Source organism: Intrasporangium sp. (assembly GCF_032907665.1).
In the GTDB taxonomy this organism is placed as follows: Bacteria; Actinomycetota; Actinomycetes; order Actinomycetales; family Dermatophilaceae; genus Intrasporangium.
Genome location: NZ_JAJJPG010000029.1, coordinates 11555 through 35385 on the forward strand (window position 1 = coordinate 11555; position 23831 = coordinate 35385).

Annotated in this window: 21 protein-coding genes and 2 pseudogenes; 7 read left to right on the forward strand and 16 right to left on the reverse strand. The window is 71.2% G+C overall.

Annotated features, from left to right (window positions below; all coding sequences use genetic code 11):
- Window positions 1-27 precede the first annotated feature (27 nt).
- From dapF to miaB, 4 genes are all read right to left on the reverse strand, one after another.
- Window positions 28-879 carry a diaminopimelate epimerase gene (dapF, locus tag LOY02_RS06710; RefSeq protein ID WP_317181563.1) on the reverse strand — a complete coding sequence of 284 codons (852 nt, stop codon included), beginning with the start codon at window positions 877-879 and terminating at the stop codon, window positions 28-30.
- Window positions 880-1106: 227 nt separating this feature from the next.
- Window positions 1107-2018 (reverse strand): tRNA (adenosine(37)-N6)-dimethylallyltransferase MiaA, encoded by a 912-nt coding sequence (gene miaA / locus LOY02_RS06715; protein ID WP_317181564.1) that lies wholly within the window; start codon window positions 2016-2018, stop codon window positions 1107-1109.
- Window positions 2015-2641 carry a peptide deformylase gene (gene def / locus LOY02_RS06720; protein ID WP_317181565.1) on the reverse strand — a complete coding sequence of 209 codons (627 nt, stop codon included), beginning with the start codon at window positions 2639-2641 and terminating at the stop codon, window positions 2015-2017. The genes miaA and def overlap by 4 nt, the downstream gene beginning before the upstream one ends.
- Window positions 2642-2722: 81 nt before the next feature.
- Window positions 2723-4273 (reverse strand): tRNA (N6-isopentenyl adenosine(37)-C2)-methylthiotransferase MiaB, encoded by a 1551-nt coding sequence (gene miaB / locus LOY02_RS06725; protein ID WP_410505925.1) that lies wholly within the window; start codon window positions 4271-4273, stop codon window positions 2723-2725.
- A 233-nt stretch (window positions 4274-4506) separates the two neighbouring features.
- Here miaB and LOY02_RS06730 point away from each other — a divergent pair, with 233 nt between their 5' ends.
- Complete coding sequence (locus tag LOY02_RS06730) at window positions 4507-5112, forward strand: YceI family protein (protein ID WP_317181566.1); 606 nt, start codon at window positions 4507-4509, stop codon at window positions 5110-5112.
- A gap of 136 nt (window positions 5113-5248) precedes the next feature.
- On the opposite strand, the gene LOY02_RS06735 is transcribed toward LOY02_RS06730, so the two are convergent.
- The 6 genes and pseudogenes from LOY02_RS06735 to LOY02_RS06760 form a co-directional block, all read right to left on the reverse strand.
- On the reverse strand, window positions 5249-5902 hold the full coding sequence (locus LOY02_RS06735) for a regulatory protein RecX (RefSeq protein ID WP_317181567.1): 654 nt from the start codon (window positions 5900-5902) through the stop codon (window positions 5249-5251).
- A gap of 12 nt (window positions 5903-5914) precedes the next feature.
- Window positions 5915-6412: a hypothetical protein gene (locus tag LOY02_RS06740; RefSeq protein WP_410505926.1), complete on the reverse strand. Its 498-nt coding sequence runs from the start codon at window positions 6410-6412 to the stop codon at window positions 5915-5917.
- Window positions 6413-6583: 171 nt separating this feature from the next.
- Window positions 6584-7444 (reverse strand): annotated as a pseudogene (locus LOY02_RS06745) (recombinase RecA); the annotation flags it as partial.
- Window positions 7436-8050: pseudogene (gene recA / locus LOY02_RS06750) on the reverse strand (recombinase RecA); the annotation flags it as partial. The pseudogenes recA and LOY02_RS06745, both read right to left, overlap by 9 nt.
- Before the next feature lie 250 nt (window positions 8051-8300).
- Window positions 8301-8846 carry an O-acetyl-ADP-ribose deacetylase gene (locus LOY02_RS06755; RefSeq protein WP_317181568.1) on the reverse strand — a complete coding sequence of 182 codons (546 nt, stop codon included), beginning with the start codon at window positions 8844-8846 and terminating at the stop codon, window positions 8301-8303.
- Complete coding sequence (locus LOY02_RS06760; RefSeq protein WP_410505924.1) at window positions 8843-9097, reverse strand: DUF3046 domain-containing protein; 255 nt, start codon at window positions 9095-9097, stop codon at window positions 8843-8845. The genes LOY02_RS06755 and LOY02_RS06760 overlap by 4 nt, the downstream gene beginning before the upstream one ends.
- 151 nt (window positions 9098-9248) lie before the next feature.
- Here LOY02_RS06760 and LOY02_RS06765 point away from each other — a divergent pair, with 151 nt between their 5' ends.
- Window positions 9249-10952 carry a DUF3352 domain-containing protein gene (locus LOY02_RS06765; protein ID WP_317181569.1) on the forward strand — a complete coding sequence of 568 codons (1704 nt, stop codon included), beginning with the start codon at window positions 9249-9251 and terminating at the stop codon, window positions 10950-10952.
- An 85-nt stretch (window positions 10953-11037) separates the two neighbouring features.
- Here LOY02_RS06765 and LOY02_RS06770 read toward each other — a convergent pair whose 3' ends face one another.
- From LOY02_RS06770 to rimO, 4 genes are all read right to left on the reverse strand, one after another.
- Window positions 11038-11337 carry a helix-turn-helix transcriptional regulator gene (locus LOY02_RS06770; RefSeq protein WP_317181570.1) on the reverse strand — a complete coding sequence of 100 codons (300 nt, stop codon included), beginning with the start codon at window positions 11335-11337 and terminating at the stop codon, window positions 11038-11040.
- A gap of 79 nt (window positions 11338-11416) precedes the next feature.
- Window positions 11417-11953: a nicotinamide-nucleotide amidohydrolase family protein gene (locus LOY02_RS06775; RefSeq protein WP_317181571.1), complete on the reverse strand. Its 537-nt coding sequence runs from the start codon at window positions 11951-11953 to the stop codon at window positions 11417-11419.
- Between the two features lie 7 nt (window positions 11954-11960).
- Window positions 11961-12623 carry a CDP-diacylglycerol--glycerol-3-phosphate 3-phosphatidyltransferase gene (pgsA, locus tag LOY02_RS06780; RefSeq protein ID WP_317181572.1) on the reverse strand — a complete coding sequence of 221 codons (663 nt, stop codon included), beginning with the start codon at window positions 12621-12623 and terminating at the stop codon, window positions 11961-11963.
- Entirely contained in the window at window positions 12623-14089 is a 1467-nt protein-coding gene (gene rimO / locus LOY02_RS06785) for a 30S ribosomal protein S12 methylthiotransferase RimO (RefSeq protein WP_317181573.1), read from the reverse strand. The genes pgsA and rimO overlap by 1 nt, the downstream gene beginning before the upstream one ends.
- A gap of 36 nt (window positions 14090-14125) precedes the next feature.
- On the opposite strand from rimO, the gene LOY02_RS06790 reads away from it, so the two are divergent.
- Complete coding sequence (locus tag LOY02_RS06790; protein ID WP_317181574.1) at window positions 14126-15319, forward strand: dipeptidase; 1194 nt, start codon at window positions 14126-14128, stop codon at window positions 15317-15319.
- A 2-nt stretch (window positions 15320-15321) separates the two neighbouring features.
- Here the strand turns inward: LOY02_RS06790 and LOY02_RS06795 are convergent, their stop codons facing one another.
- Complete coding sequence (locus LOY02_RS06795) at window positions 15322-16071, reverse strand: ion channel (protein ID WP_317181575.1); 750 nt, start codon at window positions 16069-16071, stop codon at window positions 15322-15324.
- Between the two features lie 39 nt (window positions 16072-16110).
- A complete protein-coding gene (locus LOY02_RS06800; protein ID WP_317181576.1) occupies window positions 16111-18810 on the reverse strand; it encodes a DNA translocase FtsK in 2700 nt (899 codons plus the stop codon).
- 389 nt (window positions 18811-19199) lie between these two features.
- Between LOY02_RS06800 and LOY02_RS06805 the strand changes: the two genes are divergently transcribed.
- From LOY02_RS06805 to LOY02_RS06820, 4 genes are read left to right on the forward strand one after another with little or no spacing between them, the layout of a single operon-like run.
- Window positions 19200-20402 (forward strand): NADH-quinone oxidoreductase subunit F, encoded by a 1203-nt coding sequence (locus tag LOY02_RS06805; RefSeq protein WP_317181577.1) that lies wholly within the window; start codon window positions 19200-19202, stop codon window positions 20400-20402.
- Complete coding sequence (locus LOY02_RS06810) at window positions 20399-22300, forward strand: [FeFe] hydrogenase, group A (RefSeq protein ID WP_317181578.1); 1902 nt, start codon at window positions 20399-20401, stop codon at window positions 22298-22300. The genes LOY02_RS06805 and LOY02_RS06810 overlap by 4 nt, the downstream gene beginning before the upstream one ends.
- Window positions 22297-22833, forward strand: a complete 537-nt coding sequence (locus tag LOY02_RS06815; protein ID WP_317181579.1) for an NAD(P)H-dependent oxidoreductase subunit E — start codon at window positions 22297-22299, stop codon at window positions 22831-22833. The genes LOY02_RS06810 and LOY02_RS06815 overlap by 4 nt, the downstream gene beginning before the upstream one ends.
- Window positions 22830-23831 (forward strand): DMT family transporter, encoded by a 1002-nt coding sequence (locus LOY02_RS06820; RefSeq protein WP_317181580.1) that lies wholly within the window; start codon window positions 22830-22832, stop codon window positions 23829-23831. The genes LOY02_RS06815 and LOY02_RS06820 overlap by 4 nt, the downstream gene beginning before the upstream one ends.

Genomic DNA, 23831 nt, shown 5'->3' on the forward strand with positions numbered 1-23831 from the left:
TCGCCGCTCAGCAGTCGGTATCGCCGCTCAGAGGTCGATGTCCCCGTCGGCGACGAGCACGGCGGGACCCGCGAGCTCGACGCGGTTGCCGGGCAGAGGGGTGACCGTGAGCGTGCCGCCGGGGACGTCGACGCGCCAAGGGCTGAGGTCCTCGACGCCGGACCAGAAGCGGGTCGCCAGCGCGGCGGCCGCGGCGCCGGTCCCGCAGGACCGGGTCTCCCCCACCCCGCGCTCGTGGACGCGCATCGCGATGTGGGCCGGGCCGATCGCCTTGACGAACTCGACGTTGATCCCGGCCGGCTGCTCGGGCTGGACCTCGGGTGGTGCGGTGAGGTCGAGGTTCTCGAGCTCGATCCCCTCGGGCAGCATGACGACGGCGTGGGGGTTGCCGAGGTCCAGGGTGAGGGCGGGCACGGGCTTGCCGTGCCGCGGCCGCACCATGATGTCGAAGCCGTCACGCCGGGCTGCCTCCTCGTCGCCGTAGCGCCACGGCCCGAGGTCGACAGCGAACCCCTCGGACACGACCCGGACGTGCTTGAGGCCGGCGCGGGTCGCGATGTCGAAGGTGTCGCCGTGCACGAGGCCCTCGCGAAGGAGGAAGGACGCGAACACGCGGCTGCCGTTGCCGCACATCTCCGCCAGGGACCCATCGGCGTTGCGGTAGTCCATGAACCACTCCGCATCGGCCGCCTGCGCGCGGACCGTGTCCTCGGTCGCGTGTCGCGCGGGCACGACGCGGATGACGCCGTCCCCGCCGATCCCGGCGCGCCGATCGGCGAGCCGTTGCACCTGAGCGGGGGTGAGCTCCAGCGTGCCGTCCGGGTCGGACACGAGGACGAAGTCGTTCTCCGTGCCGTGGCCCTTCGTGAAGCGCGTCATGACGGCCATTGTGCTGTATGCCGCTGGGCTGGCTTCCGTGGGTTCGTTCCCCGGCTCACGCCTCGGCAGGGTCGTCGCCGCAGGATCGTGGTCCACCCGGGCTGCGTGGACCGAGCGTGCGCAATGACCCCCGGCGTCGTCGTGAACAGGTGACGCTCGTGGGCGAGAGGAAGCCTCACGCGCTCTGTCACGTCATCGACCTAGAGCATGATCGCGCTCGCGACCGGTCAGCTGAGGAGGGCGAGCGCCTCGTCGAGGACCGTCGGCCGGTCGGCCTGGAGCCAGGTGATGCGCGGGTCGGGTCGGAACCACCGCTCCTGCCGGCGCGCCAGGCGTCGCGTGGCCTGTGCCGTCTCCGCGATGGCCTCCGCCTCGGTGAGGCTGCCGTCGATGACGGCGATGGCCTGGGCGTAGCCGATGGCGCGACTGGCCGTGAACCCGCGCCGGAGACCGAGGGGCAGCAGTCCCTCGACCTCCTCTCGCAGGCCCGTGCGCCACATGTGCAGAACCCGCTCCTCGATCCGGTGGTCGAGGACAGCTCGCTCGAGCGCGAGCCCAATGACGACCGTCGGCTCGACGAACTCGCGCCGCGGCATCGACGCGCTGAACGGCCGACCGGTCAGCTCGATGACCTCCAGGGCGCGGATGACGCGGCGCAGGTTTCCCGGCTGGATCAGCGCCGCGGCGGCCGAGTCCTGCTGGAGCAGAAGGCGATACATCGCGTCAGCGCCCATGTCGGCCGCCTGTGCCTCAAGCCTGCTCCGCACGGCCGGGTCTGTCGGGGGGAGGTCGAGCCGGTCCAGGGCGGCCCGGACATAGAGCCCGGACCCACCGACGAGGATGGGCACGCGCCCGCGCTTCCGAATCGCTGCCACGTCCGACCGGGCGGCGTGTTGGTAGGCCGCGACGCTCGCCTCCTCGGTCACCTCCAGGACGTCGAGCTGGTGGTGTGGGATGCCGCGTCGTTCAGCCGGGGCGAGCTTGGCGGTGCCGACGTCCATGCCCCGATAGAGCTGCATGGCGTCGGCGTTGACGATCTCGCCGTCGAGCCGCTCGGCGAGGTCGAGCCCCAGCCCGCTCTTGCCGGTCGCGGTGGGGCCGACGACAGCGATGACGGGCAGGTCCGCCGCACCGGTCACATGCCCTCGCTGTGGGCATGCTCGGGAGCCGGGTGGTCGGCATCGGTGTCGTCGTGGCCGAACGGGTCGGCGTCGACGCCCGGCATCCACGTGTGGCCCGGCTTGCCCCAGCCGTTCCGCTTGATCGCCTTGCGGGCCTTCTTGAACTGCCGCTCGTCGAGCCGGTCGACGTAGAGCGTGCCGTTGAGGTGGTCGTACTCGTGCTGCATGCAGCGCGCGAACCATCCGGTCGCGTCGAACTCCACCCGGTTCTGGTCGACGTCGAGGCCCACGACGTGCGCCCGGTCGGCGCGTTTGAGTGGGAAGGCCTCGCCCGGGACGGAGAGGCAGCCCTCCGTCTCCTCGTGGGGATCCGGCCGCTCCTGTGGCACCCGGGAGGTCGTCACCGTCGGGTTGATGACGTGGCCCTGCACCGGGACGCCGTCGCGGTTCTCCATCTTCCAGATGAAGACCCGCAGGCCGACACCAATCTGCGGGGCGGCCAGGCCGACGCCGTTCGCCGCGTCGTTCGTCTCGTACATGTCCTCGACGAGCGCGCGCAGCTCGTCATCGAACTCCGTGACGAGCACGGCGGGACGGTGCAGCACCGGCTCGCCGGCGATGACGATGGGTCGAACGGCCATGCGCAGCATCCAAGCACGCGACCGCCCTGCCTCCCAACCCGGACCAGTCGACGTTCAGCCGGCCCAGCGGCATACGGGCGGTCAGCGTGGCGCGCACGCGGGGACCGCGGCGGCCGGCGCCGGTCGACCGACCGTGGGAAGTCCGAGGCTGACCTTCGGCTTGCCGCTGCTTGACGGGTCAGCCTGCAGCGCCGCCCAGGCGTCACCACCCGCCGTCCGGCGGAGCGCGTAGGCGCCACCGCCGAGTGCCGCGTCAGCGACGAGGTGGTGCGGCGCGCCGTACGTCACCCCGACGGTGACGAGGTCGCCGGGTCGCGGGGCCTCGGCTCCCTCGGGCACGGCGAAGTGGACGAGGCGGTTGTCGCGCGCCCGACCCGACAGGCGGCGCGTCTGGGCGTCCTTGCGTCCCTCGGCGGGGGCCACGAGCACCTCGACCTGCCCACCCTCGAGCCGGCGGTTCTCGGCCCAGCTGACCTCCTCCTGGAGGGCGATGAGGCGGTCGAAGCGCCCCTGCACCACGGCCTTCGGCACCTGGTCGGGCATCGTCGCCGCGGGCGTGCCCGGGCGGATGGAGTACTGGAAGGTGAAGGCGCTCGAGAAGCGCGCCTCACGGACGACGTCGAGCGTGGCCTGGAAGTCCTCCTCGGTCTCGCCGGGGAAGCCGACGATGATGTCCGTCGTGATGGCGGCATCGGGGATGTGCTCGCGCACGGTGTCGAGGATGCGCAGGAACTTGGCGCTCCGGTAGGAGCGGCGCATGTCCCTGAGGACCTTGTCAGAGCCGGACTGGAGGGGCATGTGCAGGCTCGGCATGACGTTGGGCGTCTCCGCCATGGCGAGGATGACGTCGTCGGTGAAGGCTGCGGGATGCGGGCTGGTGAAGCGGACCCGCTCGAGCCCCTCGATCTGCCCGCAGGCGCGCAACAGCTTGCCGAAGGCGAGCCGGTCGCCGAACTCCACACCGTAGGTGTTGACGTTCTGGCCGAGCAGGGTGACCTCGACGACGCCCTGCGCGACGAGGGCCTCGATCTCGGCGAGGATCTCGCCCGGGCGACGGTCCTGCTCCTTGCCCCGCAGGCTGGGCACGATGCAGAAGGTGCACGTGTTGTTGCAGCCCACCGAGATCGACACCCACGCGCTGTAGGCGGAGTCTCGCCGCGTCGGGAGCGTGGACGGGAACCGCTCGAGGCTCTCGAGGATCTCGACCTCGGCGCGCTTGTTGTGGGCAGCCCGGTCGAGCAGTGCGGGGAGCGAGCCGATGTTGTGGGTGCCGAAGACGACGTCGACCCAGGGCGCGCGCTCGACGATGGTCCCGCGGTCCTTCTGGGCCATGCAGCCGCCAACCGCGATCTGCATGTCGGGGTTGCGCAGCTTCGCCTGGCGGAGCTGGCCGAGGTTGCCGTAGAGCTTGTTGTCGGCGTTCTCCCGCACCGCGCACGTGTTGAAGACGACGACGTCGGCGACCTCGGGGCGCTCCGCGGGCGGCACGCTGGCGAGGTCGACGAAGCCCGCCGTCTCGAGCAGGCCGGCGAGACGCTCGCTGTCGTGAACGTTCATCTGGCAACCGTGCGTCCGCACGTCGTACGTCTTGCGCATGGTCGTCGTGTTCTCCGTCGTCTTCTCCGTCGTCATGGCTCCGTCATCGCTGTCATCGTCTGCCAGCGCGGTGATGCCCGTGCCGCCGCTCTGGGACAGCACCGTCAAGCGTACGTCGTCCATGCGTCCGGCCCTGCCTCGGCGAGGTCTCGAGAGGCGGGAAGTGGCGGCCACGCTTAGGGTGGGGCTCAAGGATATTTGACAGTTCAACAAACTTCCTCCATCATGGTTGTTGAAGGTTCAACCACCTAGACGACAAGGACTTCATCATGGGACTGTTCAGCCGCACCGCGGACGCCGCCGAGGCCCCCGTCACCTCCGTCGCCATCGACGACATCTCCGGTGACTACACGCTCGACCCGACCCACACCCGCATCGGTTTCTCCGCCCGCCACGCGATGGTGACGAAGGTCCGCGGCAACTTCGAGGACTTCGAGGGCACCGCGCACGTCGACACGGCCACGCCGGCGAACTCCTCGGTCAAGGTCGTCATCAAGGCCGCGAGCGTGACGACGCACAACGAGCAGCGCGACGGCCACCTCAAGACCCCTGACTTCTTCGACGTGGAGAACCACCCGGAGATCACCTTCACCTCGACCCGCGTCGAGCGTGACGGCTCCGAGTGGGCCATCACCGGTGACCTCACCATCAACGCGGTCACCAAGTCCGTCACCATCCCGTTCGAGGAGACCGGTTCCGCGAAGGACCCGTTCGGCAACATCCGCATCGGCTTCGAGGGTGAGACGACGATCGACCGCACCGAGTGGGGCCTGCTCTTCAACGCGGCCCTCGAGACCGGTGGCGTTCTCGTCAGCGAGAAGGTCAAGCTCGAGTTCGACGTGTCGGCCATCGCGCTGGTCCCGTCCCAGGCCTGAGCACAGACCGACCACCTGAGGGGTGGGGACCGATGCGTCCCCACCCCTTCTCCATGCCCCTCCCCGCACCGTCGGGCCTGGACCAGCCGTATGCCGTTGGGCGGGCGAGAACCCCCAGCGCACGGTTGTGCTGAGCTCAGTCGCGCTGGTGTTCGGGGGCGCCGTTGACGGCGTCGCGGATCACCGGCCAGGCCACGTCGGCGCTGTATCCCTTGCGTGCGAGCATCCCTGCCAGACGCCGGGCCTGGACGTCGGGCGCCAGCCCCGACATCGTGCGCATCCTCTTGGCCACGAGCTCCTCCGCCTTGGCCCGCTCGTCCTCGACACCGATCGCCCCGAGCGCCTCGTCCGCGATCTCGGGCTCGATCCCCTGCTTGCGCAGCTCGTGCGCGAGGCCCTTGCGGGCAAGCCCTTTGCCCTCCTGCCTCGACCGGACGAGGAGCTCGGCGTAGGCCTCGTCGTCGACGAGCCCCACCTCGGTCAGCCGGTCGAGCACCCGGGCAGCGACCTCGGGATCGCAGCCGCGCTGACTCAGCTTCCGCTCGAGCTGGGCCCGGCTCCGCGGCGCCATCGACAGCTGACGGAGGACGATGGCCCGCGCCACCGCCTCGGGGTCCGGCTCGTTGCCGGCCTGCTCCGGGTCCTCCGGCGGGGGCGACCACGAACGACGCCCCCCACCGGTGCCACCTGAGCCGACCGAGCTGCCCGTCCGCGCCCCGGTCACACCCTCGGCCTCGGCGAGAGCGGCCGCGGCGCGGGCCAGCTTGTCGTCGCGACTTTCGTGCGACATGACCAGTCAGGCTCAGAACTCGACGGGCACGTCCGCGACCTCGGCGGGCTGGTCCACGCGGGGACCGACGCCGAGCTTCTCCTTGACCTTCTTCTCGATCTCGTCGGCGAGGTCGGGGTTGTCGCGCAGGAAGTTGCGGGCGTTCTCCTTGCCCTGTCCGAGCTGGTCGCCCTCGTAGGTGTACCAGGCGCCGGCCTTGCGGACGAACCCGTGCTCGACCCCCATGTCGATGAGGCCGCCCTCGCGGGAGATGCCGTGGCCGTAGAGGATGTCGAACTCCGCCTGCTTGAACGGAGGCGACACCTTGTTCTTGACCACCTTGACGCGCGTCCGGTTGCCGACCGGGTCCGTCCCGTCCTTGAGCGTCTCGATGCGACGGACGTCGAGACGCACCGAGGCGTAGAACTTCAGCGCCTTGCCACCGGTGGTGGTCTCGGGGCTGTTGTGGACCATCACACCGTCGACGAAGTAGTTGTGCGTGCCCTCGACCTCGATGTCGAAACGATGCATGGACCGGGACTTCGGCTTCACGTGCACGTCGAGCACCCTGGCCGGCACGAGGACCTGGGTCGGCTCGACGAACTGCGGCTCGACGGCGAACCGGCCCCGGAAGCGCGGCAGCAGCTTGTAGTCCATGGACGGGTGGATGTAGGGCGCGACGATCTCCTGGAAGCGTGCGGAGCCGGCCGTCGTCATCTTCAGGACGGCCATCTGACGCGCGCCCCTGAGCGAGACACTGGATTCCACACCGTGCACGTCGCGGAGGAACTCCACGAGCCGATCGCGGCTGCTCTGGCTCATCGCCTCGACGCAGATCTCGATGCGACCGCTGCCTCCGGCCGTGCGAGCCTGCAGGCCCTTGGACCGAAGGGCGAAGGTGCCGTCATCCATGTACCACAGTGCGAGTGCAAGAGGGGTGAGCTGCTTGATGACCTCGTGGGTGAGGTGCTTCTTGCCGTCACCCCAGTACATGACCTCGCGCAGCTCGCCGAGCTCGGGCAGCGGCGTCAGGTCGACGTGCACGGCGCCGTCGGGGCGCTCCGTCCGGGTCTGGCGGATGTTGCCGAGCAGCGAAGCCTTCCAGTCGAGGTACGGCACCTGCTTCGCGCCATGCCCCATGCGGTAGCGGACGCCGTCGCGACCCCGGGTATTGGGCGCGAGGTGTCCGTCGCCCATGAGACCGCCGAGGATGACCTGCCACTGCTGCTCGCTCAGGCGGGCCGTCTCATTGACCATCACCCGGTCACCGGCGATGATCTCGCCGGCCTCCCGCCAGCCCCCGGGAGTGCGAACGAGGTGGTTCTCCGTCGCGGCGAACTGGGAGCGACCGTTGCCGCCTGACCTCTCGACGGTGAACTGGAGGAACCGCTCGGTCACACCGTTGTCGAACCAGTTCGTCACCGGTCGAGCGACGATCTCGTCGGTCTCAGGGTCGTAGGTGCGGACCTCCACGGGCAGCTTCTGGTTGACGATCTTGCCGATCTTCTCCGTCGAGCCGTCGGCGAGGGTGACCCTGGTGCTGTAGTTGAAGCACCCGAACATCACACCGATCTTCTCGCGGAGCTGGTTGATGAAGATCGCTGTCGTGCCAGTGGAGTTCAGCGCACCGGTGAGCTTCCGGAGGGCCTGGCTCATGAGGCGGGCCTGGAGACCGACGTGGCTGTCGCCCATCTCTCCCTCGATCTCGGCGCGGGGCACGAGGGCGGCGACGGAGTCGATGACAATGATGTCGAGCGCCCCGGACCGGATGAGCATGTCGGCGATCTCGAGCGCCTGCTCCCCCGTGTCCGGCTGGGACACGAGCAGGGCGTCGGTGTCGACGCCGAGCTTGTTGGCATAGTCCGGGTCGAGCGCGTGCTCGGCGTCGATGAAGGCGGCGATGCCACCGGCCTTCTGCGCGTTGGCGACCGCATGGAGCGCCACCGTCGTCTTTCCGGACGACTCCGGTCCATAGATCTCCACGACGCGCCCGCGCGGCAGACCACCGATGCCGAGCGCGACGTCGAGGGCGATCGACCCGGTCGGGATGACCTCGATGGGTGGGCGGATGTCGTCGCCCAGGCGCATGACCGCGCCCTTGCCGTAGCTCTTCTCGATCTGGCCCATCACCGTGGAGAGGGCTTTGTCCTTGTCCTGCACCGATGCCATGTCGGTCACCTATCTGCCGTCTGCGCTGCGGTCGTCTACCTACGACCCCCAGCGACGGCTCGTCATCCGGTCGCGCTGTCGGGTCAGACGTTAGGTGCGGGCACCGACATCACGGGACTCCACGAGACGGCCTGTGGACGATGTCGAGCCTGGTGCTCCACCTGTGGAAACCCTACCGAACACGTGTTCGACGCCGGGGAGGTGGCGTGCGACACGCCGACACGCCCCGAGCGCCCAAGGAAATCGACCTTCACCGCCCACTCAGGAGTCGCTCGAGCGCCCGGTCGAAGGCGGCATACGTCGCGTCCCCGAAGAGCCAGAAGCGGGATCGCTCGACCACGGGGAACTCCGCCATCGCCCCCGCCACCGCACCCACGGCGACTCCCGCCGCCTCCTCGACGGGGTAGCCGTAGATCCCGCACGAGATGGCCGGCAGGGCCACGACGGCACATCCTGCGCCGGCAGCGAGCTCGATGCTGCGCCGGTAGCACGACGCGAGCAGATCCGCCTCCCCCGCGCCGCCGCCGCGCCAGACGGGCCCCACCGCGTGGATGACGTGCCGCGCGGGGAGGCGGCCGGCGCCCGTGATCCTCGCGTCGCCGGTGTCGCAGCCCCCCAGCACCCGGCACTCCTCGAGCAGGGCCGGTCCCGCAGCCCGGTGGATGGCCCCGTCGACACCGCCGCCGCCGAGCAGGGAGGGGTTGGCCGCGTTGACGATGGCGTCCGCCTCCGCGTCGGTGGTGATGTCGCCGAGGAGCAGCTCGATGCCGTATGCCGCCGGGCTCGTTCGCGTCACGGCTTGCCTCCCAGCTGCCCTCCCTGGGCGCCCCTGGCCACCCTGGCGCTGCGCCCGAGCCGACGCTCGGCCGGCACGTCCATGTCGTCGCAGAGTGCCTCCCAGACCGCTCGAGGTGGCTCGCCCTGCTCGAGGGCCTCGAGCACGGTGTGACCACCGAGGGTGCCGAGGACGTGGTCCCGGGCGAGCGAGCTGGCGTACTCCTCGCCGAACTCGTCGTTCATCAACATCCAGAAGTGGCTCATCCGCACGGACCGAGTCTGCCACCGAAAGTGCGGAACGCCGTCGGGCGAATCGTCGTCGGACCGTTGCCAAACCCGATGAGGGCGCCACGACGATCCCGGTAGGGTCGTCCACGTCCTGCGCGACAGCGGAACTCGAACGAGACGGGGGATCCTCCACATGACCCAGCCGACCGACGGCCACCCATCCGACAGCGACGGCCACGCATCCGTGGGCGACGGGCACCCACTGCCCGCTTGGCGCGACGACACCCGCCCGATGCAGGGTGACGGCAGTCCGACCGCTCCGATCCCGACCGGTGCCCCCTCGGGCTACGTCTTCCCGGGAGGTCCCGAGCCGGTGGAGCTCACCGACGTGGCCTCCGGTGCGAGCAGTTCGGATCCCGCGGCGCCGGCCCCCCGCACGCGGAGCAGGGCCCTGCTCGTCGGCGGGCTGGTCACGGTCCTGGCGCTCGGTGTCGGCGGGACCCTCGCGGTCCAGCAGCTGAGCGGCAGCGGTCCGCGCCCGTCCGACGTGCTGCCGGGCGACACCTTCGGCTACGTCCAAGTGGACATCGACCCGTCCGCGGGCCAGAAGCTCGCGGCCGTCCGCTTCCTCGCGAAGGTCCCGGAGATCAAGGACCTCGAGTCCGGCGACGCACGCAAGAAGCTCTGGGACCTCGCGGTCGCCGACTCGGACGACGACTGCGTCAAGGCCTTCGACTTCGATCGCGACATCGACCCCTGGCTCGGGGACCGCGTCGGCCTCGGGCTGCGCCCCGGTGGCACCCCCGACGAGCCGAACGTCGTCGTGGCACTCCAGGTCACCGACGAGGAGCGGGCCACCTCGACGCTCGACCGGCTCGGCGACTGCGGCGACGGAGGCGACGACATGGACCTGCGGGCCAAGGACGGCTACCTCATCCTCACGGAGCGCGGCGAGGGCGACGCGACGCTCGCGGCCATCGAGCGGGGCACCCTGTCGCAGGATGCCTCCTTCACCGACGACATGGCGGCGCTCGGAGAGCAGGGGGTCGCGGCGACGTGGTGGAACATCGGACCCGCGATCAAGGAGCTCTCCGGCGACGCGGATGGCGTTCTGGGCTTCCCGCGACCGAGCCTGCCGCAGGGGGTCCAGGGCCGCGTCGCCGCTGCCCTGCGCTTCGACCCCGGCTTCGCCGAGATCGCCGGCGTCACGCGCGGCGTCGGCGGCGCCCAGACGCTCGAGCCGGTCGACGGCGACGCGGCGGCGCTGACCGGCCTGCCCGACGACACGCTCGCCGCGGTGCACCTCTCTGGTGGCGGCCAGATGCTGGGCCAGATGTGGCCCGAGCTGAAGAAGCAGCTCAACGACGCGGCCTCGATGGGCGGGATGGACGACGCCGTCGCCGCGTTCGAGGACGAGCTCGGCCTCGTCCTGCCCGACGACCTCCAGGCGCTGCTCGGCCGCTCGCTCACCCTGAGCCTGCCGGACCAGGAGTTCGGCGACGACCTGCCCGCCCTCGGCGCCACCGTGGTGACCGACGACCCGGGCCGGGCCGAGGAGGTCGTGCGGACCATCGAGGACGCGAGTGGCGCCGCAGGCCTGCTGACCAAGAAGGTCGACGGCGACCGTCTCTACCTCTCGACCACTCCCGACTACGCCGACCGGTTGGCGTCGGAGGGGAGCCTCGGTGACGTGGAGGCCTTCACGGCCGCCCTCGGAGACGCCTCGGACGCCGACTTCGCCCTCTATGTCGACCTGGACCGGATCGAGGACCTCTATCTCGCGGACGTCGACGACGAGGCACGAGCTGCGCTCGAGGCGATGCGGTCGGTCGGTGTCAGGTCCACGGTGACGGCCAAGGGCGAGGCCGAGTTCTCGTTCCGCGTCGTCGCGAACTGACACGCGTCACACGCGTCGAAGGGGCCTCGTCGAGGCGGGGCCCCTCGGGCGTGCGCCGCTCCGCCCACCACTCGGCGAAGGGTGATCAGGCAGCCGACGCGGCGACGACGTCCTTCGCAGGAACGGGCAGCGCCACGGTGGGGGCGAGCCCCTCGGACTCGGCCATCCGGCTCGAGACGTCGATGAGCACCTGGGACAGCGGCAGCTCGAGCGCACTGCAGATCGAGGCCAGCAGCTCGGAGGACGCTTCCTTCTCCCCGCGCTCGACCTCGCTGAGGTAACCCAGCGAGACGGACGCCGAGGCCGAGACCTCACGAAGCGTGCGGCCCTGCGCGCGTCGGCGCTCCCGGAGGACGTCACCGAGCTCACGTCGCAACAGGGTCATGCCGTCCTCCTCCGGGTCGTCGTGTCGGGAAACCGAGCGTCTGTGCGTGTGCCGATGCTCCTACCGTACCCCGTGGCCGTCAGGACGTCTCAGGGGTTTGCCCGCTGGGGCCGGCGCTGCCTCGGCCGTTCTTCGCTGGGCGGGTCATGACCTCGAGCGCGAGGGCCAGCGCCGCGTCCGCCGCGAGCCGACGCACCTCGCCACGCACACCGTCCAACCGCAGCGCCCGCGTGACTGTTCCCCCGGGACCGGCGACAGCGACGTGGACGGTCCCCGCCGGCTTGCCCTCGGCCGGCCCGGGCCCGGCCACCCCCGTCGTCGCGATCCCCCACGTCGCGCCGAGCCGCACCCTCGCCCCGTCGGCCATGGCACTGGCGACTCGCGGATCCACCGTTCCCGCCTCGGCCACGACGGACGCGGAGACACCCAGCAGCGCGACCTTGACGTCAGCGGCATACGCCACGATCCCACCGCGAAGGACGACGGACGCGCCCGGAGTGTCGGCGATGGTGGCCGACACGAGCCCGGCGGTGAGGGACTCGGCGCACGCCACCGTCTCCCCCACCTGCGTGAGGTGCCGAACGATGCGTTCCGAGACGCTGGGGGCCTCCGTCATCCGGAGCTCACGACGGATCGGCCGGACGCCTGGCGGCACGCGCCGCGCGCCGGACCCGGGTGCGCTCGCTGTTCTCCCGCAGAGTCAGCGCCTTGAAGACGTAGTCGACCCCCGAGACGACGGTGACGACGAGGGCCGCCCCCAACACGCCGTGGGCCACCCACGTCCAGAGCTCACCGAGCGGGAAGGCCCACAGCGGCAGGGTGAGACCACCGAGGGCGAGCGTCTGCAGCATCGTCTTGAGCTTCCCGCCACGACCTGCGGGCATGACCCCGTGCCGGATGACGAGGAAGCGCAGCAGAGTGATGCCGATCTCGCGGACGAGGATGACGATCGTCACCCACCACCAGATGAGGCCGAGCAGGGACAGGCCGATGAACGCCGTGCCGGTGAGGGCCTTGTCGGCGATCGGGTCGGCCACCTTGCCGAAGTTGGTGATCTGCCCGTTGCGGCGCGCGAGCCGACCGTCGATCCCGTCGGTCACCGCCGCGACGGCGAAGACGACCCACGCCCAGAAGCGCCACCAGGGGTCGCCGCCTCCGTCGTGGAACAGGAGCACGGCGTAGACCGGCACGAGCAGGAAGCGGAGAACGGTGAGGGCGTTGGGGACGTTCCAGTCGGTGGGGCGTGGTGGCGGGCCGACACCGTGCGGCAGCAGCGACCCCTCCATCAGCGTCGCTCCGCCACGAGGTCGATGCCCTCGGTGGCCACCACGACTGCGGCGACGACGTCGCCCACCTCGGGGTCGGGCCCCCCACCGCCGCCGACGTAGGTCACGCCGTCGACGTCCGGGCCCTGGAAGGCTGCCCGCCCGACGAGGCGCCCGTCCTCGTCGATCTCCTCCACGAGGACCTCGACGACCTCACCGACCCGCTCCTCCGCACGCTGCGCGTTGAGCTCCTCGACGAGCCGCGAGACGCGATCCAGGCGGTCGGCGACCACGCTCGCGGGCAGCTTCTCGCCGTAGCCCTGCGCCTCGGTGCCGTCCTCGTCGGAGTAGCCGAAGACCCCGACGACGTCGAGCCGGGCCTCGGTGAGGAAGGCCTCGAGCTCCTCGACGTCCTCCTCCGTCTCACCGGGGAAGCCGACGATGACGTTGCAGCGGATGCCTGCCTCGGGGGCCGTCGCCCGCACGCGCGCCAGCAGGTCGAGGAAGGCCGGCCGCGACCCGAACCGCCGCATCCGGCGTAGCAGACGCTCGGACGCGTGCTGGAACGAGATGTCGTAGTAGGGCACCACGCCAGGCGTGCCGGCCATGGCCTCGAGCAGCCCCGGCCTGATCTCGGCCGGCTGGAGATAGCTGACCCGCACCCGCTCGATGCCCTCGACCGCGGTGAGCTCGGGCAGGAGCTTCTCGAGCAGGCCGAGGTCACCGAGGTCCTTGCCGTAGGAGGTGGAGTTCTCGGAGACGAGGAACAGCTCCTTGACGCCCTGGGTGGCCAGCCAGCGTGCCTCGGCGAGGACGTCCGCCGGGGGCCGCGACACGAAGGCGCCGCGAAACATCGGGATCGCGCAGAAGGTGCAGCGACGGTCGCACCCGGAGGCGATCTTGAGCGGCGCCCACGGGCGTCCGTCCAGGCGGGCGCGCACGACGCGGGGTCCGCTGGCGGGAGCGGGACCCGCCCCAGCGGCATACGGCTCAAGGGTGGCGCCGTGACCCGGCAGGGCCACCCGCGCAGCCTCCTGCTGGCGCGCTGCCGGGGTGAGGGGCAGCAGGCGCCGGCGGTCACCGGGAGTGTGGCTCGCCACGTGCCCGCCACCGAGGATCGTGCGCAGGTGCGTCGACATGTCCTGGTAGGAGTCGAAGCCGAGCACCGCATCGGCCTCCGGCAGCGACTCGGCGAGGTCCTTGCCGTAGCGCTCGGCGAGGCAGCCGACGGCGACGACGGCCTGCGTGCGGCCGTCCTCCTTGAGGTCCGAGGCCTCGAGGAGCGCGTCGATGGAGTCCTTCTTCGCCTGCTCGACGAACCCGCACGTGTTGACGACCGCGACGTCCGCCTCAGCGGCGTCGTCGACGAGGGTCCACCCCTCGGCCTGAAGCCTGCCCGCGAGCTCCTCGGAGTCGACCTCGTTGCGGGTGCACCCCAGGGTGACCAGGGCGACGCTGCGAGACGCGAGCGGCGAGGGCGAGGTCATGCGACCACTCTAGATGGGCCGGTGTTCAATGGCTGAATGCCCGACGCCCTGGCCCGCGCGCACGCCCTCCTCGCCGATCACCCCCTCGTCGACGGCCACAACGACCTCCCGTGGGAGGCCCGGGTCCAGGCCGGTTACGACTTCGGGCGCCTCGACCTCGCCGCCGGCGTCGCCTCGACGGTCACCGACCTGCCGCGCCTTCGCGCAGGCGGTGTCGGGGCGCAGTTCTGGTCGGTCTTCGTGCCCAGCACCCTCGAGGGCGACGCCGCGGTGATCGCGACACTGGAGCAGGTGGACGGCGTCCACCGCATGATCGAGACGTATGCCGCTGAGCTGGCCCTCGCGCGGAGCGCGGCGGAGGTCGAGGCGGCCCGGTCCCAGGGACGCATCGCCTCGCTCCTCGGCGCGGAGGGCGGCCACTCGATCGGGTGCTCCCTCGCCACCCTCCGCGCGCTGTACGCCCTCGGGGTCCGCTACCTCACGCTGACGCACAACGACAACGTCCCCTGGGCCGACTCGGCGACCGACGCCGCGGCCGTGGGCGGGCTGACGGAGTTCGGGCGCGAGGTGGTCCGGGAGATGAATCGCCTCGGCATGCTCGTCGACCTCAGCCACGTCGCGGCCTCGACGATGCACGCGGCGCTCGACGTCAGCGCTGCGCCGGTGATCTTCAGCCACTCCTCCGCGCGGGCACTCTGCGACTCGCCCCGCAACGTCCCCGACGACGTGCTGGAGGCCCTTCGGGACAACGGCGGGGTCTGCATGGTCACCTTCGTCCCGGAGTTCGTCTCTCCGGCCACGGCCCAGTGGCGCGAGGAAGCGGCTGCGGCAGCAGCTGCCGTCGGCATCGACGCCAAGGACCTCACCGCGTTCCAGCGGTTCTCGAGCGGCTACCGCGTGGAGCACCCCAAGCCGGACGCGACGATCGACGACGTCGTCGCGCACCTCGAGCACGTCCGCGAGGCCGCGGGCATCGAGCACGTCGGTCTCGGCGGTGACTACGACGGGACCGACACCTATCCCGTCGGGCTCGAGGACGTCAGCGGCTACCCCCGGCTCGTCGCGGCGCTCATCGAGCGGCGATGGTCAGCCGCCGACCTCGCCCTGCTCGTGCGAGGGAACACCCTGCGCGTGCTGCGGGACGCCGAGGCCGTCGCCGAGGACCTCCAGGGCGTCCGGGAGCCGAGCCTGCGGACCATCGAGGAGCTCGACGGCTCCCCGCCACGCTGACGTCAGCCCTGGCGGAAGCGGGCGATGGTCAGGCCGACGAGGCGGGCCACGACGAGCGCGACGTAGAGCATCCCCGAGATCTGCTGGAGCAGGACGAAGGAACGCATGTGGGGTGTGACCGCGACGATGTCGGAGAGCCCGGTCGAGGTCATCGTCGTGATCGACAGGTAGAGCAGCTCGAACCACGTGCGATCGCCCGCCTCGACCTCGCCGAAGATGGTGAACGAGTCGGGCCAGATGAACTGGAGGGCGTAGTAGAGGTAGGCGTAGGCCCAGGCCAGCACCGTGAAGGTGGCACCGGTGGCGAGGAGCTCGTCACGGGTGACCCAGTTGTCGGCGAACATGTACCGCAGCAGGGCATAGCCCGTGTAGAAGTAGAACGCCGCATGGAGCAGGGCGGACCAGAAGACGACTGCGTCGTTGCCGGGCCAGAATGCCTCGGCGATGGTGAGGAGCACGACGGGGCCGCCGAGGAGGAGTGACACCCAGGTCACGGCGGGGGTGGCACGCACCGCCCGGACGGCCAGGGCGAGGACGAGCAGGCCCACGACGCCGAAGAGTGCCCGCCCCACCCCTTCGAAGTCGCCCAGCTCCAGGGTCTGGAGGAACGGGTAGAAGATCAGGGCCGCGAGCTGGACGACGAGCAGCACCCCCGACGGTGTCTCGACGATGGTCCGACGAAACCGGTCCCAGCGGGTCGGCGGACCCGTCCGCCGCGGAGAGGTCGGCCAGAGCTCGAGCGATGCGGTCACGTCGGCGACTCTACCCACGTGGGACGCCCGTGAACCGGCTCACCAGCGCTCGTCGCGCCGGTCGGTGAGCTGCCACGCATCCTCGGACTCCTCGTCGTCCTCCACGGCCGTGGGCGTCAGGTCGCCGGGCTGCCACGCGGCCACCGGCACGCCCCCCGTGGCGTCGTCGACGTCCTCCCCGTGCGCCCGGCGCTCGCCGCGCTGGGCGACGAGGGCCGCCGTGCGCACCGGATGGTCGCCGGCGGTCTCGGTGTCGTATGCCGCTGGGCCGGCTTCGTCCGCCGGCGGGGGTTCCACGATGGTCGGGTCGGCGCTGAAGGGCTCGGGCTCCTCGATCGGCTCGTTGGGGTGCGGCACGTCCTCCCCGCGCAGGAGGGCCAGGGTCTGCTCGAGATCGTCCGGCCGGACGAGGACGTCACGTGCCTTGGAGCCCTCGCTCGGACCGACGATCCCCCTCGACTCGAGCAGGTCCATGAGTCGTCCGGCCTTGGCGAAGCCGACGCGCAGCTTGCGCTGGAGCATCGACGTCGAGCCGAACTGGGTCGTGACGACGAGCTCGGTCGCCTGGAGGAGGACGTCGAGGTCGTCCCCGATGTCGTCGTCGATCTGCTTCTTGGGTTGGGCGACGGTGACGTTCTCGACGTAGTTGGGCTTCAGCTGGGTCGTGACGTATTTGACGACCTCGTGGATCTCGGACTCGTTGACCCACGCACCCTGCACGCGCATCGGCTTGCTCGCACCCATGGGCAGGAAGAGGGCGTCACCCTGGCCGATGAGCTTCTCCGCGCCGGGCTGGTCGAGGACGACCCGCGAGTCGGCGAGCGAGCTCGTCGCGAAGGCCATCCTGGACGGCACGTTGGCCTTGATGAGACCGGTGACGACGTCGACCGAGGGGCGCTGGGTGGCAAGGACGAGGTGGATTCCGGCCGCACGGGCGAGCTGGGTGATGCGGACGACCGACTCCTCCACGTCGCGCGGGGCCACCATCATGAGGTCGGCGAGCTCGTCCACGACGATGAGCAGGTAGGGGTAGGTGGTCAGCTGGCGCTCGGAGCCCGGCGCCGGCTTGACCTTGCCCGCCCGCACCGCCTTGTTGAAGTCGTCGACGTGCTTGAAGCCGTAGGCCGCCAGGTCGTCGTAACGCTGGTCCATCTCGCGGACGACCCACTGGAGCGCCTCGGCGGCCTTCTTGGGGCTGGTGATGATCGGGGTGATGAGGTGCGGGATCCCCTCGTAGGCGGTGAGCTCGACCCGCTTGGGGTCGACGAGGACGAGTCGGACCTCCTCCGGGGTCGAGCGCATGAGGATCGAGGTGATCATCGAGTTGACGAAGCTCGACTTGCCGGATCCCGTGGCGCCGGCGACGAGCAGGTGCGGCATCTTGGCGAGGTTGGCGATGACGTAGGCGCCCTCGACGTCCTTGCCGACGCCCATGACCATCGGGTGCTCGTTGCTGCGGGCGGTCTGGCTGCGCAAGACGTCGCCCAGGGCGACGTTCTCGCGGTCGGCGTTGGGGATCTCGATGCCGATCGCACTCTTGCCGGGGATCGGGCTGAGGATCCGGACGTCAGCCGACGCCACCGCGTAGGCGATGTTCTTGGACAGGGCCGTGACGCGCTCGACCTTGGTTCCGGAGCCGAGCTCGACCTCGTAGCGCGTCACGGTCGGTCCGCGGGTGAAGCCCGTGACTGCGGCGTCGATGTCGAACTGGTCGAAGACGTGCGTGAGCGACTCGACCACCTTGTCGTTGGTGTGGCTGCGCGTCTTGTGCGGGGAGCCGTGGGCCAGCATCGCGAGGTCGGGCAGCTGGTAGGTGACCTCTCCCTGGAGGGAGAGCTGCTCGATGCGGGAGGGCGGGGCGGAGGTCGGCGGCGGGATCAGCTCGGCCTTCGGCCCGACCCGCGAGGTGTCGGGCGCACCGTGCGTGCGCGGGTCGGTCGCGTCGATCTCCCGGGTGGAGGCAGCGCCGGACGTGCCCGCCGGCCGCGGCGCGAGGAGGCCCGGGGCCGTGGGCCGCTTCTCCCCGGGACGCAGCTGGAGCGTGGGCTCGTCCTCGTCACCGCGGGTGGCCGCCTGGCGGAACGCCTCGTCCCCGTCGCGCTCGGTGAGGTCGACGGCCTTGCGTCCCGGCCGCTTGCCGGGGGCGGGCTGGCCCGCCTCGTCGGGCTCGGCCTCGCGGTGCAGGACGAGGTCGCGCAGCTGCCGCAGCCGGTGCGGGATGAGGTTGACCGGCGTCGCCGTGATGACGAGCAGGCCGAAGAAGCCGAGGAGGATGAGAAGCGCGATCGCCCCGTACCTCGAGACGGCCGCGTCGAGAGGGCTGGAGGCGAGGAAGCCGATGATGCCGCCCGCGGCGCGCATCCCGTTGGCGCCGTCGGGTGGATTGGGGATGCCGTCGCTGATGTGGGCCAGGCCGCAGGCCGCGAAGGTCAGCGCGATCGTGCCGACGATGATCCGGTTGGTCGCCTTCTCGTCCTCCGGAGCACGCAGCACGCGCAGGCCGAGGACGAGCAGCACGAGCGGCACGACGTAGGCGATCCGCCCGAAGGTGCCGGCGAAGACCGCGTGGACGGCTTCGCCGAAGACACCCTCGACGCCCCACCACTCGCGAGCAGCGACGACGATCGACAGTGCGATGAGGGCGAAGCCGAGGCCGTCGCGACGGTGCTCCGGCTCGAGGTCGCGAGCGCTCGCCCCGACCCTGCGCACCGCGCCGCCGGCGACGTGGGACACACCCATCCAGGTGTTGCGGACGGCCCGGATCGGCAGCGGCAGGCCGCCGCCCCTGGCCTTGGCCCGCGGGGCCGGCCGCCTGGCCGGTCGGGAGCCGCCTCGTGACCCTCCCTGTGCCCCTCCTCGGGCCCCTCCTCGTGCGGCCGCGGGACGTGCCGTCGCCTTGCCGCGGCTCCCTGTGGAGCCGTTGGCGCCCGATGTGGCACGTGGTGTCGTCGCCGTGCTCGGGCGCGCGCTGCTGGACCGACGTGTCGCCATGATGGCACCGTACGTCAATCGCACCCCTGAACTCACGCGTCACACGCGCAACAGGACGAAGTTCCCGGGCAGGGTTTTCGAGGCGTCGGGACTTTGGTCCGTGTCGGTGGACGTCCCTGCGCCCATAGCGTCGACTCATGGGTTCCACTCGGGTCGCGGAGGGGTGCCCACCCGGCGTGCGCACGCCGATGACGCTGGATGCCATCGACGTCGGCGCGGGGTTGCGCCGCGCACTCGAGATGACTCCCGGTGACGTGGTCACCACGGTGACCCGCTCGGGCCTCCGCGGGCGTGGAGGTGCAGGTTTCCCCACCGAGAGGAAGTGGGAGTACGCGGCTGCCGCACCCGCCCCCGGTGGGCAGCGGTTCGTCGTGTGCAACGCCGACGAGGGCGAACCGGGCACCTTCAAGGACCGGGTCCTGCTCACCGAGCACGCAGACCTCGTCCTCGAGGGGATGACCATCGCGGCGTACGCCATCGGAGCGCAGACGGGGGTCCTCTACCTGCGCGGCGAGTACGCACACCTGCTCGGAGGGCTGGAGGCCTGCCTGGCGACCCGGCGCGCGAGGGGACTCCTGGGCCACGGCGTCGAGGGTCATGACGGCGTCGACTTCGACGTCCGGATCCAGCTGGGGTCCGGCGCTTACGTCTGCGGCGAGGAGACCGCCCTGCTCGAGAGCCTCGAGGGCCGCCGCGGCGAGCCGCGCAACCGGCCTCCCTTCCCGGTCACGTCCGGTCTCCATGGCGCCCCGACGGTGGTCAACAACGTCGAGACGTTCGCGTGGGTGACAGCGATCCTGGCCCGCGGCGCTGACTGGTTCGCCTCCATCGGGACGGCCGCATCCACGGGCCCGAAGCTGCTCAGTGTCTCCGGCGACGTGGCCCGCCCCGGCGTGTACGAGTTCCCACTCGGCACGACGATCCGCGACGTGCTGCTGGCGGCCGGCGGTGAGGAAGCACAGGCCGCCATCGTCGGCGGCGCCTCGGGAACGTGCGTGCCGGCGAGCGCCTTCTCCCGGCACATCAGCTTCGAGGACGTCGCCACCGGGGGCGCCGTCATCGTGATCGGACCCGGCCGGGACCTGCTCGCAGTGGCGGAGAACGTCCAGGCCTTCTTCGCCGACGAGTCCTGTGGTCAGTGCCCGGTCTGCCGGATCGGGAATGCCAGGCTGCTCGAGGGCATCCGCATGATGCGCGCCGGCACCTGCGACGGCCAGCACGTGGCGCAGCTGCGCCGGCTCGCCGAGACCATGCGTGTGACGTCGAAGTGCGGCCTCGGGCAGTCGAGTCCCAACGTCTTCCTGTCCGTGCTGGAGCAGCTCGAGGGAGCGCACCGATGACCCTCTCGAATCCCCCCGCCCCAGGGACCACCACAGCGATCACCACAGCGATCGTCCCCATCACCGTCGACGGTCGGCCCGTGGCGGTGCCCACCGGAACGAGCGTGCTCGAGGCGGCCCGCCTCTGCGGCGTCCGGATCCCCACCCTCTGCCACCACCCCGACCTGCCGGACGCAGGGGTGTGCCGTCTCTGCGTCGTGGAGGTCGACGGTGCGGCGAACCTCCAGGCCGCCTGCGCCCTCCCGGTGACCGCACCGATCGTGGTGCGCACCCGCAGCCCCCGCGTGGCGAGGGCACGGCGCGACGTGCTGGACCTGCTCTTCTCGGAGCATGCGGCGGACTGCCCCACGTGCGTGCGCAACGGCTCGTGCGAGCTGCAGGACCTCGCGGCCGAGCACGGCATCGACTCGTATCCCTACGGCAGGCCCCGACCGAGCGGTAGGGCGCGCGTCCTCGGCTCGTCCCTCCGGTTCGACCCGGACAAGTGTGTGCAGTGCCTCAGGTGCGTGCGCACGTGTGAGACGCTGCAAGGCGTCGGAGCGCTGGGGGTGCTCGGGCGCGGGGACGGCACGACGATCGGCACGTATCTCGACCTCCCGTTCGACGAGGTGAGCTGCATCGCCTGCGGCCAGTGCATCAACCGGTGCCCGACCGGCGCGCTGCAGGCGGTCGAGCCAGACGTGGACGTCCTCGCTGCCCTGGACGACCCCGCGCGGCGGGTGGTCATCCAGACGGCGCCCGCACCGCGCGCGGCGATCGGTGAGGAGTTCGGTCAGGAGCCCGGCACCCCCATGACCTGGCGCCTCAACTCCGGGCTGCGCGAGCTCGGCTTCGACGCCGTGTTCGACACCAACTTCGCCGCCGACCTCACCATCGTCGAGGAGGGAGCCGAGCTGCTGGTGCGGCTGCACGAGAACCTCGCCCTCGGCGTGCACGAGCGCCCGCTGCCGATGTTCACCTCCTGCTGCCCCGGTTGGGTCAAGGACCTGGAGCACCGCTTCCCGCAGTTCATCCCCAACCTGTCCACCTGCCGCAGCCCCCAACAGATGTTCGGCTCCCTGATCCGGACCTGGTACGCGCGGGAGAACGGCATCGATCCCGCCGACCTCACCTCGATCTCCCTCATGCCCTGCACGGCGAAGAAGCTCGAGGCAGCCCGCCCGGAGCTGGGGCACGACGGCCGCCCGGACGTCGACGTCGTGCTCACCACGCGTGAGCTCGCCGGCCTGTTGCGGCGGCGGGGCATCGACCTGCCGCAGCTGCCCGACAGCGACTTCGACGACCCGTTCGGCACGGCCACCGGTTCCGGCGTGATCTTCGGCGCCACCGGTGGCGTGATGGAGGCGGCGCTGCGTACCGTCGTGGAGCTCGTCACGGGAGACCCGGCGGAGGCCCTCTTCACGCACGCCGACGTGCTCCCGGTGCGGGGCTTCGAGGGCGTCCGTCGCGTGGACGTGGAGATCACGAACGCCGGTCCCGTGCCCGATCTGCTCGCGAACCTGTTCGACGACCTCACGTGGTTGCAGGGCGCGACCCTGCGGTGCGCCGTCGTCCACGGCACCGACAACGCGCACCGTGCGCTCGCGGACATCGCCGCGGGAGGTGCGCTGGCGGGCTGTCACTTCATCGAGTTCATGGCCTGCCCGGGCGGCTGCATCGGCGGCGGTGGGCAACCGGTGCCGACGACCACCGACATCCGGGCGGCCCGGGCGCGGGCCATCTACGCGGAGGATGCCGCCTACGGCGAGTCGGGCAGGGTGCGCAAGAGCCACGAGAACCCAGCGGTGCAACGCCTCTACCGTGAGCTGCTCACGGACGGTCCCGGTGGGCGCCTCAGCCACGAGCTCCTGCACACCCGGTACACCCCGCGGGGAACCTGGATCGGACCGGCGGAATGACCATCGTGCGCCCGCTTCCCGAGGCCGTGGCCGCCGAGCACCCGCAGCTCGTCGCGGACATCGACCGGTCCCTCCTCGTGCACGGCGGCGACCGCAGTGCGCTGCTGCCGGTGCTCCAGGACGTGGTCCGTCTTCACGGCGCCGTCAGCGACGTCGCAGTACAGGTGGTGGCCCACCGTCTCGGCGTGCCGACCGTGGAGGTCCTCGGCGTCGTCTCGTTCTACTCGTTCCTCCACGGCGGGAATGACGCGCAGACCGATCCCGCTCCGGGGCAGGATGCCGCCCCGCGCCACGTGGTTCGGCTCTGCCGCACGCTGAGCTGCGAGCTCGCGGGCGCAGGCGAGACCGCCGAAGCGCTGCGGCGAGAGCTCGACGGAGAGGAACGGCGTCCCGGCCCTGCCGGCACCAGACTCGAGTTCGTCAACTGCATCGGCCTGTGTGACCGTCCGCCCGCCATGCTCGTCGACGACGAGGCTGTGTGTGCCGTGACCCCTGAGCGCGTGACAGCCGTCGTGGCACGGCTTCACCGATGACGGCGGGAGTTCTCGCGGCCACCCTGGCCGGGCTGTTCTACGGCATCACCCCGGTGTGCGCCCGCCGCGCGATCCGACTGCTGGGGTTCGTGCGGGCCAACCTCGCGCGGCTCGTCGTGGCGACGGTCGCGATGGGTGCGCTCTCACTCGTCCTCGGCCGGGCGACCTCCGGGTGGTACCTCGACTTCGCCCTGGCCGGGGCCATCGGCTTCGGGGTCGGCGGGATCGCGATGTTCCGGGCCCTGCCGCTGCTGGGGGCACCACTCGCCTCGTTGCTCGTGGAGACGACGGCGGCGCTCACTGCGGGCGTGCTCGCCTGGGTCTGGTTCGGGGATGCGTTGACCGGCGGCGAGGTCGTCCTGGCGCTCGTCATCCTCACCGGTGTGGTGCTGGGCCTGTTGCCGTACGTGCGCGCGACGGCGAGGGCCGCCCACCCCGTCGGTGTCGGCGTCGCCTTCGCCGTGCTGGCCGCCGTCGCCCAAGCGGTCAGCGGCGTGCTCAGTCGCAGGGCATTGATCGGCATCCAGCGTTCGCGGGCGGACTCCACGGGGGCGGTCGGGTCTCCCCCGGTCAGCGGCAGGTTCGACGTCGTGAGCTCCGCAGCGTTCGACCGCCTCACGGGCGGTGTCGCCATCGCCTTCCTCGCCCTGCTGCTGGTCCGTTGGGCCGCGCGGACGAGGCCGGGCGCTCGCGCCGCCCTCGAACCGGCGCGAGACCTCAGCGGCCCCGACCTGGGCTGGCTGGGCAACCGCCTGCCCGACCGCGCGTGGTTCTGGGTGGGGGCGAACTCGCTCCTCGGTCCGGTCCTGGGGGTGACCGCCATGGTGTGGGCGCTCCAGTCCATGCAGCCGGGCCTGGTGCAGTCAGTCGCGGCCATCGCACCGCTCATCGCCATCCCGTTCGCCCGGTGGCTCGAGGGGTACCGGCCGCCTCCGCGGTACTGGGTCGGCGCCCTCGTGGCCGCCGGGGGCCTGGCGGGGCTGGCCCTGGCCGGGTGA

Bases quoted from the DNA above. Each gene is read 5' to 3' on its own strand.
- LOY02_RS06820 (WP_317181580.1), top strand. From the start codon at position 22,830: ATGACGGCGGGAGTTCTCGCGGCCACCCTGGCCGGGCTGTTCTACGGC.
- miaB (WP_410505925.1), bottom strand. From the start codon at position 4,273: ATGACGACGGAGAAGACGACGGAGAACACGACGACCATGCGCAAGACG.
- LOY02_RS06790 (WP_317181574.1), top strand. From the start codon at position 14,126: ATGCCCGACGCCCTGGCCCGCGCGCACGCCCTCCTCGCCGATCACCCC.
- LOY02_RS06740 (WP_410505926.1), bottom strand. From the start codon at position 6,412: ATGCATCGTTTCGACATCGAGGTCGAGGGCACGCACAACTACTTCGTC.
- LOY02_RS06730 (WP_317181566.1), top strand. From the start codon at position 4,507: ATGGGACTGTTCAGCCGCACCGCGGACGCCGCCGAGGCCCCCGTCACC.
- rimO (WP_317181573.1), bottom strand. From the start codon at position 14,089: ATGACCTCGCCCTCGCCGCTCGCGTCTCGCAGCGTCGCCCTGGTCACC.
- LOY02_RS06775 (WP_317181571.1), bottom strand. From the start codon at position 11,953: ATGACGGAGGCCCCCAGCGTCTCGGAACGCATCGTTCGGCACCTCACG.
- pgsA (WP_317181572.1), bottom strand. From the start codon at position 12,623: ATGGAGGGGTCGCTGCTGCCGCACGGTGTCGGCCCGCCACCACGCCCC.
- LOY02_RS06735 (WP_317181567.1), bottom strand. From the start codon at position 5,902: ATGTCGCACGAAAGTCGCGACGACAAGCTGGCCCGCGCCGCGGCCGCT.
- LOY02_RS06810 (WP_317181578.1), top strand. From the start codon at position 20,399: ATGACCCTCTCGAATCCCCCCGCCCCAGGGACCACCACAGCGATCACC.
- LOY02_RS06815 (WP_317181579.1), top strand. From the start codon at position 22,297: ATGACCATCGTGCGCCCGCTTCCCGAGGCCGTGGCCGCCGAGCACCCG.
- def (WP_317181565.1), bottom strand. From the start codon at position 2,641: ATGGCCGTTCGACCCATCGTCATCGCCGGCGAGCCGGTGCTGCACCGT.
- dapF (WP_317181563.1), bottom strand. From the start codon at position 879: ATGACGCGCTTCACGAAGGGCCACGGCACGGAGAACGACTTCGTCCTC.
- LOY02_RS06805 (WP_317181577.1), top strand. From the start codon at position 19,200: ATGGGTTCCACTCGGGTCGCGGAGGGGTGCCCACCCGGCGTGCGCACG.
- LOY02_RS06800 (WP_317181576.1), bottom strand. From the start codon at position 18,810: ATGGGTGTGTCCCACGTCGCCGGCGGCGCGGTGCGCAGGGTCGGGGCG.
- LOY02_RS06770 (WP_317181570.1), bottom strand. From the start codon at position 11,337: ATGACCCTGTTGCGACGTGAGCTCGGTGACGTCCTCCGGGAGCGCCGA.
- LOY02_RS06765 (WP_317181569.1), top strand. From the start codon at position 9,249: ATGACCCAGCCGACCGACGGCCACCCATCCGACAGCGACGGCCACGCA.